At 71.6% G+C, this 16871-nt stretch carries 14 protein-coding genes; 12 read left to right on the forward strand and 2 right to left on the reverse strand.

Features of this window, described 5'->3' with window-relative positions; all coding sequences use genetic code 11:
• Positions 1 to 41 precede the first annotated feature (41 nt).
• From AC2RP6_RS32705 to AC2RP6_RS32740, 8 genes are all read left to right on the forward strand, one after another.
• Positions 42 to 1472 carry an MFS transporter gene (locus tag AC2RP6_RS32705; RefSeq protein ID WP_486449444.1) on the forward strand — a complete coding sequence of 477 codons (1431 nt, stop codon included), beginning with the start codon at positions 42 to 44 and terminating at the stop codon, positions 1470 to 1472.
• Positions 1473 to 1737: 265 nt separating this feature from the next.
• The gene (locus tag AC2RP6_RS32710; RefSeq protein ID WP_486449445.1) at positions 1738 to 2523 is read left to right on the forward strand and encodes an SDR family NAD(P)-dependent oxidoreductase; all 786 of its coding nucleotides are present in this window, start codon (positions 1738 to 1740) and stop codon (positions 2521 to 2523) included.
• Between the two features lie 7 nt (positions 2524 to 2530).
• A complete protein-coding gene (locus AC2RP6_RS32715; RefSeq protein ID WP_486449446.1) occupies positions 2531 to 3751 on the forward strand; it encodes an MFS transporter in 1221 nt (406 codons plus the stop codon).
• Positions 3748 to 5433, forward strand: a complete 1686-nt coding sequence (locus tag AC2RP6_RS32720) for an FAD-binding oxidoreductase (RefSeq protein ID WP_486449447.1) — start codon at positions 3748 to 3750, stop codon at positions 5431 to 5433. The genes AC2RP6_RS32715 and AC2RP6_RS32720 overlap by 4 nt, the downstream gene beginning before the upstream one ends.
• A 317-nt stretch (positions 5434 to 5750) precedes the next feature.
• A complete protein-coding gene (gene wecB, locus AC2RP6_RS32725) occupies positions 5751 to 6947 on the forward strand; it encodes a non-hydrolyzing UDP-N-acetylglucosamine 2-epimerase (protein ID WP_486449448.1) in 1197 nt (398 codons plus the stop codon).
• A gap of 188 nt (positions 6948 to 7135) precedes the next feature.
• Positions 7136 to 7918: a hypothetical protein gene (locus AC2RP6_RS32730; protein ID WP_486449449.1), complete on the forward strand. Its 783-nt coding sequence runs from the start codon at positions 7136 to 7138 to the stop codon at positions 7916 to 7918.
• Entirely contained in the window at positions 7915 to 9162 is a 1248-nt protein-coding gene (locus AC2RP6_RS32735; RefSeq protein ID WP_486449450.1) for an FG-GAP repeat domain-containing protein, read from the forward strand. The genes AC2RP6_RS32730 and AC2RP6_RS32735 overlap by 4 nt, the downstream gene beginning before the upstream one ends.
• A 191-nt stretch (positions 9163 to 9353) precedes the next feature.
• On the forward strand, positions 9354 to 10571 hold the full coding sequence (locus tag AC2RP6_RS32740) for an acyltransferase family protein (protein ID WP_486449451.1): 1218 nt from the start codon (positions 9354 to 9356) through the stop codon (positions 10569 to 10571).
• A 9-nt stretch (positions 10572 to 10580) separates the two neighbouring features.
• Here AC2RP6_RS32740 and AC2RP6_RS32745 read toward each other — a convergent pair whose 3' ends face one another.
• Entirely contained in the window at positions 10581 to 11498 is a 918-nt protein-coding gene (locus AC2RP6_RS32745) for a helix-turn-helix domain-containing protein (protein WP_486449452.1), read from the reverse strand.
• Between the two features lie 167 nt (positions 11499 to 11665).
• Between AC2RP6_RS32745 and AC2RP6_RS32750 the strand changes: the two genes are divergently transcribed.
• The 4 genes from AC2RP6_RS32750 to AC2RP6_RS32765 all read left to right on the forward strand — a co-directional run bounded on the left by AC2RP6_RS32750 (position 11666) and on the right by AC2RP6_RS32765 (position 15635).
• Positions 11666 to 13075: an MFS transporter gene (locus AC2RP6_RS32750; RefSeq protein ID WP_486449453.1), complete on the forward strand. Its 1410-nt coding sequence runs from the start codon at positions 11666 to 11668 to the stop codon at positions 13073 to 13075.
• A 72-nt stretch (positions 13076 to 13147) separates the two neighbouring features.
• A complete protein-coding gene (locus tag AC2RP6_RS32755) occupies positions 13148 to 14011 on the forward strand; it encodes an alpha/beta hydrolase (protein WP_486449454.1) in 864 nt (287 codons plus the stop codon).
• A gap of 48 nt (positions 14012 to 14059) precedes the next feature.
• Positions 14060 to 14578 carry a hypothetical protein gene (locus tag AC2RP6_RS32760; RefSeq protein ID WP_486449455.1) on the forward strand — a complete coding sequence of 173 codons (519 nt, stop codon included), beginning with the start codon at positions 14060 to 14062 and terminating at the stop codon, positions 14576 to 14578.
• Positions 14579 to 14591: 13 nt separating this feature from the next.
• The gene (locus AC2RP6_RS32765) at positions 14592 to 15635 is read left to right on the forward strand and encodes an LLM class flavin-dependent oxidoreductase (protein ID WP_486449456.1); all 1044 of its coding nucleotides are present in this window, start codon (positions 14592 to 14594) and stop codon (positions 15633 to 15635) included.
• Between the two features lie 11 nt (positions 15636 to 15646).
• Here the strand turns inward: AC2RP6_RS32765 and AC2RP6_RS32770 are convergent, their stop codons facing one another.
• The gene (locus tag AC2RP6_RS32770; protein ID WP_486449457.1) at positions 15647 to 16837 is read right to left on the reverse strand and encodes an SLC13 family permease; all 1191 of its coding nucleotides are present in this window, start codon (positions 16835 to 16837) and stop codon (positions 15647 to 15649) included.
• Positions 16838 to 16871 lie beyond the last annotated feature (34 nt).

Below are 16871 nucleotides of genomic sequence, written 5' to 3' on the forward strand. Positions count from 1 at the left end.
GAAGGCCCCGTTCATGTGTGTGTCGGAAAGGAAGTCTGGCGATGTCGGTTGTCGAGGGTGCGCGGGTTGATGCGGGTGCGGGGGAGGTGCCGACCCGTTTGGACGGGCGCCTGAGGTTGGTGCTTGTGGTGCTGCTGGTGGCGCAGTTCATGCTGGCGGTGGATTTTTCGATTCTGAACGTGGCGTTGCCGGTGATCGGTGACGGTCTTGGTTTCTCGTTGTCGAACCTGCAGTGGATCGCGACGTCGTTCGCGTTGTGTGCGGCGGGGTTCACGCTGTTGTTCGGTCGGGTGGCGGACCTGTTCGGTCGGCGTCGGTTGTTCCTGGTGGGTCTGGCGGTGCTGGGTCTGTCGTCGTTGGTGGGTGGTCTGGCGACGTCGCCGGAGATGCTGATCGCGGCGCGTGTGTTCCAGGGCCTGGCGACGGCGGCGGTGACGCCGGCGGGTCTGTCGCTGCTGACGACGTCGTTTCCCGAGGGTCCGCTGCGGGAGAAGGCGTTGGGTCTGAACGGGGCGTTGATGTCGGCGGGGTTCACGACGGGCGCGATCCTGGGTGGTGTTCTGACGGACCTGTTGTCGTGGCGGTGGGCGTTCTTCATCAATGTCCCTGTCGCGCTGGCGGTTCTGTTCATTGCTCCGGCGGTGATCAAGGAGTCCCGTCCTGTGGACCGTCCGAGGCTGGACCTGCCGGGTGCGGCTGCGGTCACTCTGGGTCTGCTGGCTTTGATCTACGGGTTGACGCAGGCGGGTGAGCACGGCTGGGGTTCGGGCTCGGCGCTGGGCTGGCTGGCTGCGGGTGTGGTGCTGCTGGTCGTCTTCTACGCGATCGAGTCGAAGTCGGCCGCGCCGCTGGTTCCCGTGAGCGTTCTGAAGAGGAAGACGGTGGCGTGGGGGAACATCGCGGGTCTGATCGCGTTCCTGACGGAGACCAGTCTGGTGTTCTTGATGACGCTGTATCTGCAGGAGGTGCTGGACTTCTCGCCGTTGACGGCCGGTCTGTCGTTCGGGGTGCTGGGTGTCGGCACGGTGATCGGTGGTTCGGTGGCTCCTCGGGTGATCGGTGCGGTGGGGACGCGGTCGACGTTGATCGTTGGTGGTGTGCTGCAGGCGGTGGCGACGTTGAGTCTGGTGGCGTTGGGTGAGACGTCGGCGAGCATGTGGCTGCTGCTGGTGGCGACGTTCGCGGGTGGTGTCGGGAACATGCTGGTGATCGTGGGGTTCATGGTGACGGCGACGACGGGTCTGCCGGATCATGAGCAGGGCATGGCGACGGGGCTGGCGACGATGACGCAGCAGATCGGTATCACGATGGGTACGCCGATCATGTCGGCGGTGGCCGCGGCGAACTCCGACATCCACGCGGGCATCACCACCGCGGTGATCGTCAACACGGCCGTCGTCGTCCTCGGGATCCTCACCACCGTCCTCTTCCTCCGCACCAAGGCGGCGAAGGACGCGGCGCCGGCCGCCTGAACCACCGGCTGCCCCCGGCCGTGAGGATCCCCCAGCCGTGAGGATCCCCCAGCCGTGAGGATCGCCCGGCCGTAAGGATCCCCCTCCCCCTGGAAAGTGCGACGGGAGCGGTCGTCCGACCGCTCCCGTCGACCGCGCCGGGCACCTCATCGGCGACGCTCCGCGCCGCCCCTCCTCCGCCCTGCGACGCGCGACACCGGCCCCCGCTCCCCGGTCCGGCCCGATCGACACGACACCCCCAAGGTCTCCTCTCTCAAGGAACGTGATGGACCTCCACATCGAAGACCGCGTGTACCTCGTCACCGGCGCCTCGTCCGGCATCGGCGAGGCGACCGTCCGACTGCTCGCCGCCGAAGGGGCCACCGTCGTGGGTGTCGCCCGCAAGCCGTGGAACACCGAGGGTCTCGGCGACCGGGTCAGCACCCTCACCGCCGACCTCACCGACGCCGCCGCGGCCCGGCAGGTCGCCGACGCCGTGGTCGAGCGCCACGGCCGGCTCGACGGCCTCGTCAACAACGTCGGCGCGCTGGTGTCCCGTACCGGCTTCCTCGACGTGACCGACGAGCAGTGGAAGGCCACCTTCGAAGTCAACTTCCACTCCGCCGTCCGCATGACCCGCGCGGCCCTGCCCGCGCTCCTCGACTCGGGTGCCGGTTCCGTCGTCCACGTCGCGAGCGAGGCCGCCCGCTACCCGGACCCCGGCATCGTCGACTACGCCGGCGCCAAGACGGCGCTGCTGTCCCTCTCCAAATCCCTCGCCGCGGAGTTCGGTGCGCGGGCGGTCCGCTCGAACGTGGTCTCCCCGGGGCCCACCCGGACCGCGCTCTTCGACGCGCCCGGCGGCTTCGCCGACCAGCTCGGTCAGCGGTTCGGCCTGCCCGCCGACGAGGCCGTCGACCACTTCATCCGCGAGGTGCGCCGACTGCCCAGCGGCCGCATCGGCACCCCCGAGGACGTCGCCGGCGTCATCGCGTACCTGCTCTCGCCCCTGGCGGGCCAGGTCACCGGCGCCGAATGGAGCGTCGACGGCGGCGCCCTGCGGCAGATCTGACCGGCCGATGCGTGCTTCGCTCCTCGCCCTCGCCGTCGGTGCCTTCGGGATCGGGACCACCGAGTTCGTCATCGTCGGTCTGCTCCCCGAGGTCGCCGACGACCTGTCCGTGTCCATCCCCTCCGCCGGCATGCTGGTCACCGGCTACGCCCTGGGCGTGGTCGTCGGCGCGCCGCTGATGACGGCAGCCGGTGCGCGGCTGCCCCGCAAGACCATGCTGGTCGTGCTCATGGCGATCTTCGTCGCCGGCAACCTGCTGTGCGCGCTCGCCGGGGACTACACCGCCCTCATGGGCGGGCGGCTGATCGCGGCCCTCACGCACGGCGCGTTCTTCGGGATCGGTTCCGTCGTCGCCGCCGACCTCGTCGCTCCTGACCGGCGGGCCAGCGCCATCGCGCTGATGTTCACCGGTCTCACCCTCGCCAACGTGCTCGGTGTGCCCCTGGGGACCTTCCTGGGTCAGGAGTTCGGCTGGCGTTCGACCTTCTGGGCGGTCACGGGTATCGGGATCGCCGGACTGGTCGCCCTGATCACCATGGTCCCGGCACAGCCCGCGCCGGAGCGCGGGGCCCTGCGCGGCGAGCTCGCCGTCTTCCGCAGACCGCAGGTATGGCTGGCCCTGACCACGACCGTCCTCGGCTTCGGAGGCGTCTTCGCCTCCTTCACCTACCTCGCCCCGATGATGACGGAGCTGGCCGGGTTCTCCGACGGTGCGGTCGCCTGGCTCCTCGTCCTCTTCGGCGCCGGCCTGTGCGTGGGCAACGTGCTCGGCGGCCGTGCCGCCGACCGGGCCCTCATGCCGAGCCTGTACCTCATCCTGGGCGGCCTGTGCCTGGTTCTGGTCGTCTTCACCTTCACCTCCCGGGCCGCCCTTCCCGCCGCGGTGACGCTGGCCGCCTTCGGGGCGATCGGCTTCGCCACCGTGCCGCCGCTCCAGGCCCGCGTGATGCAGCAGGCTGCCGGGGCCCCGGCGCTCGCCTCCGCCGCGAACATCGCCGCCTTCAACCTGGGCAACGCCCTCGGCGCATGGCTGGGCGGTCTCGCCGTCGCCCACGGCCTGGGATGGACCGCCCCGACCTGGATCGGCGCCGCACTCGCCGCCGCCGGCCTGGGCACCGCGGCGCTCTCCGGGCGGCTCGACCGCCGCAACCGTACGCCGCACCCACGCACGACCCCGCTCCCCACCGACCCACCCCATCGTCGAACAGAAGTCGAGGTAGCCCCATGAACGGTGTCGATCGCCGGACCATGCTCACCCGCAGCGCTGCCGTCGTCGGAGGCGCGGCGGTCGCCGGCGCCCTCGCCGGCCCCGCGGCCGCGGCCACCGGCCCCGCAACCTCCGCGGCGTCCGGCGCGGCCGCCGGCACCGGGGCCGTCGTACGGCCGGGCGACCCGCGCTACGAGATGCTCACCACCGGAAACAACCAGCGCTTCGTCGCCCGCCCCGACTACGTCAAGATGGTCCGCTCGACCGCGGACGCCGAACGGGCCCTGAGAGACGCCGTCCGAGCCGGCAAGCGGGTCTCCGTGCGCAGCGGCGGCCACTGCTTCGCCGACTTCGCCGCACACCCCGAGACCGAGGTCATCATCGACTTCTCGGAAATGACCCACGTCGGCTACGACCCCGCACGGCGCGCCTTCGTCGTCGAGGCGGGTGCCCGCCTGATCAACGTGTACGAGGCCCTCTACAAGGGCTGGGGCGTGACCATACCCGGCGGCATCTGCTACAGCGTCGGAGCCGGCGGCCACATCGTCGGCGGCGGCTACGGGCTCCTCTCCCGCGCCCACGGCCTGGTCGTCGACCACCTGTACGCCGTGGAGGTGGTCGTCACCGACGGCAGGGGAGGGGTCCGTACCGTCGTCGCCACCCGGGAGAAGAACGACCCGCACCGTGACCTGTGGTGGGCGCACACCGGCGGGGGCGGCGGCAACTTCGGCCTGGTGACCCGCTACTGGTTCCGCTCCCCGGGCGCGAAGGGCTCCGAACCCTCCGAGCAGCTGATCTCGCCGCCGTCGAAGGTCCTGGTGAGCGCCCTCGACTTCCCCTGGGAACAGCTCACCGAAGCCAGGTTCACCCGGCTGCTGAAGAACTTCGGCGCGTGGCACGCCGCCCACAGCGCCCCCGACAGCCCCTACCGCAATCTGTCCAGCCTGTTCAACGTCAGCTCCAAGGCCCATGGCAGCGTCGGCATGTTCACCCAGGTCGACGCGACCGTGCCCGGCGCCCGGAAACTGCTCGACGACTACGTGGCGGCCATCACCGCCGGTACGGGGATCACCCCCCGGGCCCTGAGCCGGGCCACCGGCGAGCTCCCGGCCATGCCGCAGTTCGCGGAGCCCAGAACGCTGCCCTGGCTCCAGGCGACCCGGCTCGTCGGCACGAACAACCCGACCATCACCAACCCCACCTCACGCGGGGCGCACAAGTCCGCCTACATGCGCAAGAACTTCACCGACCATCAGATCTCCGCGCTCTACCGGTACATGAGCCGGCCGGACTTCCGGAATCCCGACACGATGCTGGTGCTGTTCTCCTTCGGAGGTCAGGTCAACGCCGTCGCACCCGACGCGACGGCGAACGCGCAGCGGTCGTCGATCTTCAAGATGTGCTTCCAGACCTTCTGGCAGGAGGAGAGCGAGGACGACTTCTACCTGGGCTGGCTGCGCGACCTCTACGAGGACTTCTTCTCGGCGACCGGCGGCGTGCCCCTCATCGACGACAGCACCGACGGCTGCTACATCAACTATCCCGACCGCGACATCACCGACCCGCGCCGCAACCGGTCCGGCGTGCCCTGGCAGACCCTCTACTACAAGGACAACTACCCGCGTCTGCAGCAGGTCAAGAGGCGCTACGACCCGTCCGACTTCTTCCGCCACTCCATGTCGATCAAGCCGGCCCGAGGCTGATCCCTCTCGTCCCCTCCCCTCCCGTCAGAAGCCCCGCACTCCTCCCCCGGAGTGCGGGGCTTCCGCCGTTTCCGCGCACCTGTTCGAGTGGCCGCAGGGGTTCGTTGACTGTCCGGGCCGCGCCGGGAAAGCTGAGTGCAGGCCGGAAGAGGGCAGCCGAAAAGGCCCCTCGCAGAGCGATCCGATCCCCTGGCCACCCCCCTCGGACACACCCTCCGACACGCACCCGCGGCACCGCCATGCCGTGCCACTTCTCCCGCCACGCCACGGCCCGATCTCCCGACGCGCCCCGAATGCGCCAGAAAGAAGAGGAAGCCATGCGTTCCGTCGCCCTAGTCCTCGGCACCCGGCCGGAAGCCATCAAGTTCGCGCCGGTCATCCGCGCCCTCCGGGACGACCCCCGTTTCGAGCCCGTCGTGATCTCCACCGGGCAGCACCGCCAGATGCTCGACGAGACCCTCGACGCCTTCGGCCTGACCGCCGACGTCGACCTGAAGGTGATGGCGCCCAAGCAGACCCTCTCCCAGGTCACCTACCGCTCGCTGCGCGGCCTGGAGGACTACTTCGCCGCCTCGCCCGCCGACGCGGTGCTCGTGCACGGGGACACCGCGACCACCCTGACCGGCGCCCTCGCCGGATTCCACCTGCGGATCCCCGTCGTCCACGTCGAGGCCGGTCTGCGCAGCGGCCGCCTCGGCTCGCCCTTCCCCGAGGAGGGCAACAGACGGCTCGTCGCCCAGGTCGCCGCCCTCCACCTGGCCCCCACCCCCGGCAACCTGGCGAACCTGCTGCGCGAGGGCATCGCCGCCGACAGCGTGACCGTCACCGGCAACACCGTCATCGACGCCCTGCGCTGGGCCAGCGGCCGTGCCGACGGCTACGGCGATCCCGCCCTCGCCGACCTCGACACCGACCCGCGGCGGGTCGTCCTGGCCTCCGCGCACCGCCGTGAGGCCTGGCCGCACCTGCCGCAGATCGGCCGGGCCCTCGCCCGCATCGCAGACGAGCCCGGCACGCGCGTGGTCGTCCCGCTCCACCGCAACCCGGTCGTCCGCGAGGCACTCCTGCCCCACATCGGTGAGCACCCCGCCATCACCGTCACCGACCCGCTGCCCTACCTGAGCTTCTGCAAGCTCATGGGCCGCGCCGACGTCATCGTCTCGGACAGCAGCGGCAGCCAGGAGGAGGGGCCCGCCCTCGGCAAGCCCACCCTCGTCCTCGGCGACGTCACCGAACGCTCCGAGGCCATCGTCGCCGGCACCGCCTGCCTCGTCGGCACGGCCACCGAGGGCATCGTCGCCCACACCCTGGAGCTGCTGCGCGACCGGGCCGCCTACGACCGGATGGCCAACGCCGCCAACCCGTACGGCGACGGCCGGGCGACCGAGCGCACCGTCGCCGCTCTCGCCCACTTCTTCGGCATGGGCCCCGCCCCCGAGCCGTTCGTCCCCGACGACGCCGTCGACGAGCTCAGCGTCGAGCTGGCCCGTACGGCCGACTTCGCCCGCACCTGAGCCCGCACCTGAGCCCGCACCGAGCCCGCACATGAGCCCGCACCGAGCCCGTACCTGAGCCCGTACTGGGCCAGCGCCCGAGCCCGAGCCAGCGCCCGAGCCCGAGCCCGCGCCTGAGCCGCACCGAGCCCGTACCCGAGCCGGTACCCGTGCCCCGGCCGGCCGGCACCCGATCGAGAGGAGCACGCATGAGCGCCACCCCGTCCGCCGTCGAACGCCCGCTGAACTTCAGCACCCCGTACCTGAGGGCCGACCTCGTGCGCGACGCCGTGGACTACACCGTCGAAGGCCGCACGATCGTCGTCAACCCCGGCGTCACCCCCGTGACCATCGCGGAGGAACCCCGCAAGGCCATCCCCCCGCTCTCCTCCACCGTCCTCGCCGACACCCGCATCGAGAAGGCCGACGCGCTGCTCCTCCTGCGCACCGCCCCCGACGGGACCGACATCGGCGGCATCACCGCCGAGCCCGGCTGGTCCCACCTCGCCGACCTCCTCGGCCCCGGCGAGTTCCCCCGCGAGACCGCCCTCCACCGCAGCCCCCAGGACGACATCAACACCGTCCTCTTCGACCCGGCGCACGTCCTCGGCGAGCGCGAGACCGCCACGGACCTCCGCGAGTTCAACGTCCGCGCCAACCTCTGGTTCTCGCCCGCCGGCACCGACTGCGCCGTCCACAACAGCCACGACTTCATCGAGGTCCACACCCAGGTCCACGGCCTCGGCCGGATGCAGCGCTTCCGCGACCGCGACCACGCCTCGCTCTACCAGGACGTCCTGATGAGCCCCGGCTACACCACCCCCGACCCGTTCTGCGCCACCGGCCCGCAGTGCACCTACCACTACCCCTGGCACCAGTACCGCGCCGACACCGACTGCATCTGGCTCGCCATCGAGTACCACCCCGTACCCCGCGCGCTGCGCACCCTCCTCCCCGTGACCACCCCGAACCCCCTGGAGAACCAGTCGTGACCACCACCGGCAACACCCCCGAAACCACGCTGCGCGCACCGAAGTTCACCGCCGAGGTCGTCGCCGACCAGCTCCGCGACGGCTACTGGCTGGAGGCCCCCGACATCGACGGCGACGGCAGGCCCGACCTGTTCGGCTACGGCCTCCGCCTCGGCGAGATCTACTGGTACGCCAATGACGGCGACTGGACCCGCCGCCTCATAGCCGACCGCATCACGATGCCGGTGGGCGCCGACTACGCCGACGTCACCGGCAACGGCCACCCGGACGTCATCGTCTGCTACGACCTGTACGGACCGATCGGCACGATCCACGACGCCAACACCGAAGGCGGCAAGATCGACTGGCTGGAGAACCCGGGCACCCCCGACAAGGACGAGTCCCGCTGGAAGCGCCACTACGTCGGACGCGCCACCGGAATGCACCGCCTGCGCGCCGGGCACTTCACCCGCACCGACCGGCTCCAGATCATCGGCCTCCCGATCGTCGCCAAGGAGGACGTCCACGCCGTCCTGCCCGTCGTGCTGTTCACCCAGCCCGACGACGTGCACACGGCCGAGGAATGGGAGATGACCGTCATCGACGACAGCCACTTCCGGATGATCCACGGAGCCGAGAAGAAGAGCGGCCTGGTGCCCGGCTCCGACCTGGAGTCCCTGCTGCTCGCCTCCGACGAGGGCGTCACCTGGCTCCACTACGACGAGGACCGCCAGGAGTGGATCCGCGAGCTGATCGGCACCGGCGAGCTCACCCAGTTCGAGCAGACCGGCTTCCGCGGCAGCGGCGACCTCAACGCCGGCCGCCTCGGCGACGACCCGATGGCCTACGTCGCCGCCATCGAGCCCTTCCACGGCAACACCGTCGCCGTGTACACCAAGGCCGGGGACGGCGACGGCTGGAACCGCGTCCTGCTCGACGTGTACGGCGACCCCAACGAGAACGGCGAGGGGCCCGGCCACCAGATCGTCTGCGCCGACTTCGACGGCGACGGCGACGACGAGTTCCTCGTGGCGCTCCGCGGCCCGTGGCCGTGGCAGGGCGTCATGTACTACAAGGCCATCGACGCCGCCAACGGCATCTGGGCGAAGTGGCGGGTCTCCGACGAGTCCGTCGCCCGCATCGCCACCGCCGACTTCAACGGCGACGGCCGCCTGGACTTCGCCACCATCGCCTACTCCGTGCAGAACTACTACGTGGCCAAGGACGCCAAGCTCATGCTCCACCGCAACCAGATCGAACAGTAGGCCGGAGTCCGCGCCGGCTCCACGCCCGGCCGACGCCCCGCCCACGCCCCCGACGGGCAGTCCCGCCTCCCGCGACGCCCCCGCGCGCGCCGCCCGGGACCGTGCCCCGCCGCCGCACGGCGGACCACGGCCCCCGGGCGGCCGTACCTCACGAAACCTCTTCCGCACCTCTTCCGAAAGAGCGATTCCCTGTGGCCTCCACGACGTCCTCCGACGCCGCGAAGCGGGCGAAGCTGCCCTCCCTGACCGGCCTGCGGTTCTTCGCCGCCCTCTCCGTCTTCTTCTTCCACTCCTCCCTGACCGACTCCCCGATCCCGCCCAACGCCCCCATCAACCCCTTCGCCGACGCCGGCACCGCGGACTGGTTCTCCACCGCCTTCGGCAAGGCCGGCTACCTCGGCGTCTCGTTCTTCTTCGTCCTCTCGGGCTTCGTCCTCGCGTGGGCCGCCAAACCCGGAGAGCCCGTCACCGCGTTCCTGCGCCGCCGACTGCTGAAGATCTTCCCCAACCACGTCGTCGTCTTCGCCGCCGCGATGCTCCTCTTCGCCGGCTCGGCCGTCACCGGGATCGCCGACTGGCTCCCGAACCTGCTGCTCATCCACACCTGGTGGCCGCAACCCACCGTCAACCTCAGCGTCAACCCGCCCAGCTGGTCCCTCGGCAGCGAACTGCTCTTCTACATGCTCTTCCCCGCGCTCATCGTCCCGATCCGCAAGCTGCGCGGCCGGACCGCGCTCTGGGGCTGGAGCGCCGCCATGATCGCCGGGATGGTCGCCGTCCAGCTGATCGCCACCCACTTCGTCCCCGACACCCCGAAGTCCACCATCACCCCCATCTCCGGCATGCAGTTCTGGTTCGGCTACCTGCTGCCCGCCGGCCGCCTCTTCGAGTTCGTCCTCGGCATCCTGCTCGCCCGCATCGTCCTCGCCGGCCTGTGGCCGCGCCGCATCGGCTTCGGCGTCTCCCTCGCCCTGACCGTCCTCGGATACGCCGCCGCGCTCGTCGCCCCCTTCCAGTACGGGTTCGTCGTCGCCACGATCATCCCGGTCGGCGCGCTCATCGGCGCCACCGCCCACGCCGACGTCGAAGGCCGCACCACCTTCCTGCGCAGCCGCCCCATGATCTGGCTCGGCGAGGTCTCCTTCGGCTTCTACCTCGTCCAGGGCGTCACGATCTTCTACCTGCGCTCGCTGCTCGGCGAGCACACCTACAGCGTCCCCGTCGCCCTGCTGGTCATCGCCGGCTTCTTCGCCGCCTCCCTGCTCGGCGGCTGGCTCCTCTTCCGCTTCGTCGAGATGCCCGCCATGCGCCGCTTCGGCCGCGCCAAGCCCCGTACGCCGTCCGTCCCGCCGGCCCCCGCCGAGCGGCCCGACGACCGGACCCCGGTCGCCGCGGCCGCCCGCGACTGACCCGCCGCCCTACTTCTCCCCGCCCGCGTCGGCCTCCGCCGGCGCGGGCTCCGGCGTGCCCCGGCCCGCCCCCGCCGGTCCGGCGGTCAGGCTCGCCAGCATGCGCAGTGCCGCGTCGGAGGGGGAGGACCCGGGGGCGCTGTAGAGCAGCATCCGGTGATTGGTGCCGTCGGTGAGGTGCAGGTTCTCGAAGTCGAGGGTCAGCGGGCCCACCACCGGGTGGTGCAGCGTCTTCGTGCCGACGGTGCAGTCCCGCACCGGGTGCTTGGACCACAGCGAGGCGAAGTCCGGGCTCTGCAGCATGAGCGAGCCGATGAGCTCGGCCAGCGCACGGTCCTCGGGATTGCGTCCCGCGACCAGGCGCAGCGCCGCCAGGGCGACCCGGGCCTCGCTCTTCCAGTCCGTGTACAGCTCCCGGGTGTGCGGATCGAGGAACAGCATCCGCGTGAGGTTCGGGCGGACGGCGGGATCGTCGGGGCTCGCGAAGTCCAGGTGCCCGGCGAGCAGGGCGTGCCCCAGCCGGTTCCAGGCGAGCACGTTGTTGCGTCCGTCCAGGACCACGGCGGGCACCTGCGGCATCGCGCCGATCAGCCGCCGGGTGGTGTCGCGGGCGTACTCGGGGCGGGGCGACGGGGCCCGCTTGGCGCGCGGCGGACGGGCCAGGTTGTGCAGGTGGGCGTGCTCGTCCGGGGTGAGGCGCAGCGCCCGGGCCAGGGCGTCGAGGACGCTGTCGGAGGCGTTGGTGCTCTGCCCCTGCTCCAGGTGCGTGTAGTACGTGATGCTCACGCCGGCCAGCAGGGCGAGCTCCTCGCGCCGCAGCCCGGGCACGCGCCGCCGGGTGCCGTGGGACGGGAGCCCGACGTCCTCGGGCTGGAGCTGGGCGCGCCGGGTACGGAGGAACTCGCCCAGGGCGGTCGGTGTGTCCATGCGGTCCAGTGTGCCGGGGGAGGGCGGCGAACGGTGCCCGCAAAGGTGGCCCTGGGAGTGCTAGCTTGCGCGGCGCCAGCACAGCCAGGGGGCTGGGTAACCCCTTCCGACCGGTCCAGAGTCGATGACGCAACACACCGTTGCGTGATCGAAGGGATGTTTCCGCGATGTCGGTTGTCGAAGGTGCGCGGGTCGATACGGCCGCCGGGCCCGTCAGGCTGGACGGGCGCCTGAGGTTGGTGCTTGTGGTGCTGCTGGTGGCGCAGTTCATGCTGGCGGTGGATTTTTCGATTCTGAACGTGGCGTTGCCGGTGATCGGTGACGGTCTTGGTTTCTCGTTGTCGAACCTGCAGTGGATCGCGACGTCGTTCGCGTTGTGTGCGGCGGGGTTCACGCTGTTGTTCGGTCGGGTGGCGGATCTGTTCGGTCGGCGTCGGTTGTTCCTGGTGGGTCTGGCGGTGCTGGGTCTGTCGTCGTTGGTGGGTGGTCTGGCGACGTCGCCGGAGATGCTGATCGCGGCGCGTGTGTTCCAGGGCCTGGCGACGGCGGCGGTGACGCCGGCGGGTCTGTCGCTGCTGACGACGTCGTTTCCCGAGGGTCCGTTGCGGGAGAAGGCGTTGGGTCTGAACGGGGCGTTGATGTCGGCGGGGTTCACGACGGGCGCGATCCTGGGTGGTGTTCTGACGGACCTGTTGTCGTGGCGGTGGGCGTTCTTCATCAATGTCCCTGTCGCGCTGGCGGTTCTGTTCATTGCTCCGGCGGTGATCAAGGAGTCCCGTCCTGTGGACCGTCCGAGGCTGGACCTGCCGGGTGCGGCTGCGGTCACTCTGGGTCTGCTGGCTTTGATCTACGGGTTGACGCAGGCGGGTGAGCACGGCTGGGGTTCGGGCTCGGCGCTGGGCTGGCTGGCTGCGGGTGTGGTGCTGCTGGTCGTCTTCTACGCGATCGAGTCGAAGTCGGCCGCGCCGCTGGTTCCCGTGAGCGTTCTGAAGAGGAAGACGGTGGCGTGGGGGAACATCGCGGGTCTGATCGCGTTCCTGACGGAGACCAGTCTGGTGTTCTTGATGACGCTGTATCTGCAGGAGGTGCTGGACTTCTCGCCGTTGACGGCCGGTCTGTCGTTCGGGGTGCTGGGTGTCGGCACGGTGATCGGTGGTTCGGTGGCTCCTCGGGTGATCGGTGCGGTGGGGACGCGGTCGACGTTGATCGTTGGTGGTGTGCTGCAGGCGGTGGCGACGTTGAGTCTGGTGGCGTTGGGTGAGACGTCGGCGAGCATGTGGCTGCTGCTGGTGGCGACGTTCGCGGGTGGTGTCGGGAACATGCTGGTGATCGTGGGGTTCATGGTGACGGCGACGACGGGTCTGCCGGATCATGAGCAGGGCATGGCGACGGGGCTGGCGACGATGACGCAGCAGATCGGTATCACGATGGGTACGCCGATCATGTCGGCGGTGGCCGCGGCGAACTCCGACATCCACGCGGGCATCACCACCGCGGTGATCGTCAACACGGCCGTCGTCGTCCTCGGGATCCTCACCACCGTCCTCTTCCTCCGCACCAAGCAGCCCGGCAACTAAGGCAACTCCGCCTTGTGACAGACCTGCCGCGGCGGCGAACGTTGGCCCCAGGCACGGAGGGAAGGAACCCCGATGGCATCACCCACCCACTCGACCGCCGGAAGGAGCCGTGCCCAGGTCAGCTGGGAGCACGCGAGCATCCCCTCCCCGTCCGGCCGCCCCCTCCCCGCCCGGGTGTACCGGCCGGCGGCAGGCGTACCGCAGGGCTGGCTGGTCTGGGCCCACGGCGGAAGCTGGCGCGCCGGATCCGCCCAGGACTGGCACGGCGCCACCGTCGATCTCGCCCGGGCCTCGGGCTTCGCCGTAGCCAGCGTCGACTACCGGCTGGTTCCCGACGTACGCCACCCGGCCATGGTCGAGGACGTACTCGCGGGCCTCACCTGGGCCCGGGAACAGGCCGGGGCGGGATCACCCGTCGCGGTCGGCGGGGACAGCGCGGGAGCCACCCTGGCCGCCTGCGCCGCGCTCGCCTGCCGGGACCGGGGACTCCCGCTCGCCGCCCAGCTGCTCGCCTACCCGCCGCTGGACCCCGGCTGCACGGCGGACTCGTACCACCGGTTCCCCGACCTGTTCCCGACCGCCTCCTACCTGACGGCGGCCTGGCAGGAGTACCGCGACCCGGGCGGTCCGGCCACCGCCGCCGACGGCACCAGGCTCTACAGCACCCCCTTCGAGGCGGCCGACCTGAGCGGTGTCGCCCGAGCCGTCCTCGCCACCGGCGATCTCGACCCCGTCGGCGACGACGTGCACCGCTACGCGCGGCTGCTGCACGCGGCCGGAGTGGAGGTCACCCTGCGGGAGTTCGCGCAGACCGGCCACGGCGCCCTCCTCCAGCCCGACCGGTCCGCGGGCGGCGGACCCGGGACGGCGTCCCTGCGCGGCTGGCTGGGCGTGGCCCTGCGCCTGCTCACCTCACCGAACACCCCCGACGCCTGAGACGCGTCCTGCCGCCCGTCCCCCTTTCCCACCTGACATGGAGCCGACATGAGCCCCGACGCACCCAACCTCGACGCCCTGCTCCGGCACTTCGCCGACCTCCGCGACGGCCGCCACGGCGGCGCGGTCACCCGCCCCGACAAGGAGGAACACTTCCGCACCGCCGCCCGGCTGCTCGACCCGTACGCCCGCCGGGCCCTCACCGAACTCAACGACGAACTCCTCCTCGGACGGGGCGTGATCGACGCCAGCGGCGTGCAACGCGCCGACGACGGCAGCCTCTTCCACGCCTGGACCCTGTGGTGGGACGAGCAGTCGGCCGCCGACATCCCGCCGGTGACCCTGTACGCCCACTACGGTGCGGGCTTCCACCACCCCCACCTGCGCGGCGCCACGGTCTCCGAATGGCCGCTGAACGTCTTCGACGAGGCGCAGGCCGCCGCCGAACTGCCCACGATGCGCGCCATCGCCGCCGCCGACCTGCACAACCTGGTGTTCGAACGGGACTTCAGGATCGTCCCGGCCACCGTCGCGGGCGCCACCGGCCTCCCCGCCCACCAGCACTGAAAGGCGGTCCGTCATGACGAAGCCGCGACTGTCCGTACTGGACCAGACCCCCGTCGGCGAGGACCACACCCCGGACCAGGCGCTGCGCGCCTCCGTGGACCTCGCCCGGGCCGCCGAAGACCTCGGGTACACCCGCTACTGGGCCGCCGAGCACCACGGCTCCCCGGGCTTCGCGAGCAGCGCCCCGGAGATCCTCGCCGGAGCCCTCCTCGCCCACACCTCACGCATGCGGATCGGCACCGGCGGCGTGCTGCTGCCCCGCTACGAGCCGGCCAAGGTCGCCGAGGTCTTCGGTGTCCTCGCCTCCCTCCACCCGGGCCGCGTCGACCTCGGCATCGGCCGGGCCGGCGGCCCCGCGCGGGACTTCCCTCAGCGGCTCGCGGAACTGCGGACGCTGCTCGGTGCGGGCGGCGTCGTACCGCACCCGCCGGTCCCGCCGCAGATGTGGCTGCTGGGCGCGGGACGCGAGTCGGCACGGCTGGCGGGACTGCTGGGCACCGACTTCGCGTTCGGGCACTTCTTCTCCCCGGCCGGCGGCCCGGAGGCCTTCGCCGACTACCGGTCGCAGTTCCGCAGGACGACCGGCCGGCCCGCCGGCGGCGCCCTCGCCGTACGCGTGGTCACCGCCGACAGTGCCGGCCGCGCCGAGGAGCTGGCCCAGAGCCTGCTGCTCTGGCGGGCCCGCAAGGACCTCGGCCAGGACGCCCCGCTGCCCTCGTACGCGACCACGCGCCGGCACCGCTGGACGGGTGCGGAGCTCGAGCGGGCCGAGGCGCACCGCACGGCGCTCGTCTCCGGAGCGCCCGAGCAGGTGCACGCCGTCCTGACGGCGCTCGCCGCGGCCCACGGCGTGGACGAGCTGATCGTCAACACCCTGACGGCCGACCCGGCCGACCGCCGGCGCTCCTACGAGCTGCTGGCCGAGGCCTTCGAGCTTCCCGGCGTACCGGAGGGAAGCAGCGGCGGCGGTCTGACGCCGGGGCCGCGGACCGGCGTGCGCGCGGGGCGCGGCGAGACCCCGGCGTACCTGCTGCGGGAGGCGGGCGCCGTCGCCTGAGCCGTTGCGGCTCAGGTGGTGGCGGCCAGTGCCAGCGTCGCGGCCAGGGTGCCGGCCACCGCGAGGACCAGGCCCGTACCGAGGAAGCGGCGCATCTCGATGCGCGTGCCGTGCCAGCGGCACCGCTCGAACCACAGCAGGGTCGCCAGCGAGGCCCAGGGCGTGACGACCGGGCCGACGTTCACCCCGACGAGCAGCGCCAGCAGCTGGTGCCGGCCGGCGGCCGGCACGGCCGCCTCGCCCGCCAGGTACGCCGGCAGGTTGTTCAGCACGTTGGAGACGCCGGCGCCGACCGACGCCGACCGCAGCATGCCGACCAGGTCGTTGTCCGAGCCCATCGCCGCGGCCAGGACGTCGTGCAGGCCGTGCGCGTTGACGGTCTCCACGACCAGGAACATCCCCGGGACCAGCACGAGCAGCCGCCACGGGACCAGGGACAGCCGCAGCGCACCGCGGTCGCGGACCGCGTAGGCCGCCACCACGACCAGTGCCGCCGCCATAGACGCCGACCACAGCGGTACGTCGGCGAGCAGCAGCGCCACCAGGAAGCCGCCGCACGCCAACGCGGACACCCGGAACAGCACCCGGTCCTTGGGGCGCGGCGGAGCCGGGGGCACGTAGCTGACCGCGCCGCGCCGTCCCGGTCGCCAGTAGAAGCCCCACAGACAGGCCATCGTCACCGCCACCGCGGCCAGCTGCGGCGCCCACATGGTGGCGGCCATCTCCGCCGGGGCCAGCGCCACCCGGTCCGCGGCGAGCAGGTTCGTCAGGTTCGACACGGGGAGCAGCAGGCTCGCCGTGTTGGCCAGCCACACCGTGGTCATCGCCAGCGGTACGGGCGCGATGCCCACCCGGGCGGCCAGCGCCAGCATCACCGGGGTCAGCAGGACCGCCGTGGTGTCCAGGTTGAGGGTGATGGTCGTGACGGAGGCGAAGGCGACGCAGAGACAGAAGAGCAGCCCGTAGTTGCCGCGGCCCACCCGTGCCACCCAGGTGGCGACCACGTCGAAGACCTCCGCCCTGCCGGTCAGCTCGGCGAGGACGATGACGGTGGCCAGGAAGACCACCAGCGGTCCGATGCGCTCCATGACGTCCCCGGCGGGCCCGCGGGGCAGCAGACCGGTGACGACGCAGAGCACGCCGAGTGCGAGCAGGCCGGCGGCCAGCCAGTCGAGGGGGTGCGGACGTCTGATGAGGGACACGGCGAGAAGGGTCGCACGGACCCGCGCCAGGACG

It is taken from the genome of Streptomyces sp. WAC03905 (assembly GCF_057371075.1).

Coding starts and splice junctions, on each gene's coding strand:
- AC2RP6_RS32755 (WP_486449454.1), top strand. CDS start 13,148: ATGGCATCACCCACCCACTCGACCGCCGGAAGGAGCCGTGCCCAGGTC.
- AC2RP6_RS32745 (WP_486449452.1), bottom strand. CDS start 11,498: ATGGACACACCGACCGCCCTGGGCGAGTTCCTCCGTACCCGGCGCGCC.
- AC2RP6_RS32715 (WP_486449446.1), top strand. CDS start 2,531: ATGCGTGCTTCGCTCCTCGCCCTCGCCGTCGGTGCCTTCGGGATCGGG.
- AC2RP6_RS32765 (WP_486449456.1), top strand. CDS start 14,592: ATGACGAAGCCGCGACTGTCCGTACTGGACCAGACCCCCGTCGGCGAG.
- AC2RP6_RS32730 (WP_486449449.1), top strand. CDS start 7,136: ATGAGCGCCACCCCGTCCGCCGTCGAACGCCCGCTGAACTTCAGCACC.
- AC2RP6_RS32750 (WP_486449453.1), top strand. CDS start 11,666: ATGTCGGTTGTCGAAGGTGCGCGGGTCGATACGGCCGCCGGGCCCGTC.
- wecB (WP_486449448.1), top strand. CDS start 5,751: ATGCGTTCCGTCGCCCTAGTCCTCGGCACCCGGCCGGAAGCCATCAAG.
- AC2RP6_RS32710 (WP_486449445.1), top strand. CDS start 1,738: ATGGACCTCCACATCGAAGACCGCGTGTACCTCGTCACCGGCGCCTCG.
- AC2RP6_RS32720 (WP_486449447.1), top strand. CDS start 3,748: ATGAACGGTGTCGATCGCCGGACCATGCTCACCCGCAGCGCTGCCGTC.
- AC2RP6_RS32760 (WP_486449455.1), top strand. CDS start 14,060: ATGAGCCCCGACGCACCCAACCTCGACGCCCTGCTCCGGCACTTCGCC.
- AC2RP6_RS32705 (WP_486449444.1), top strand. CDS start 42: ATGTCGGTTGTCGAGGGTGCGCGGGTTGATGCGGGTGCGGGGGAGGTG.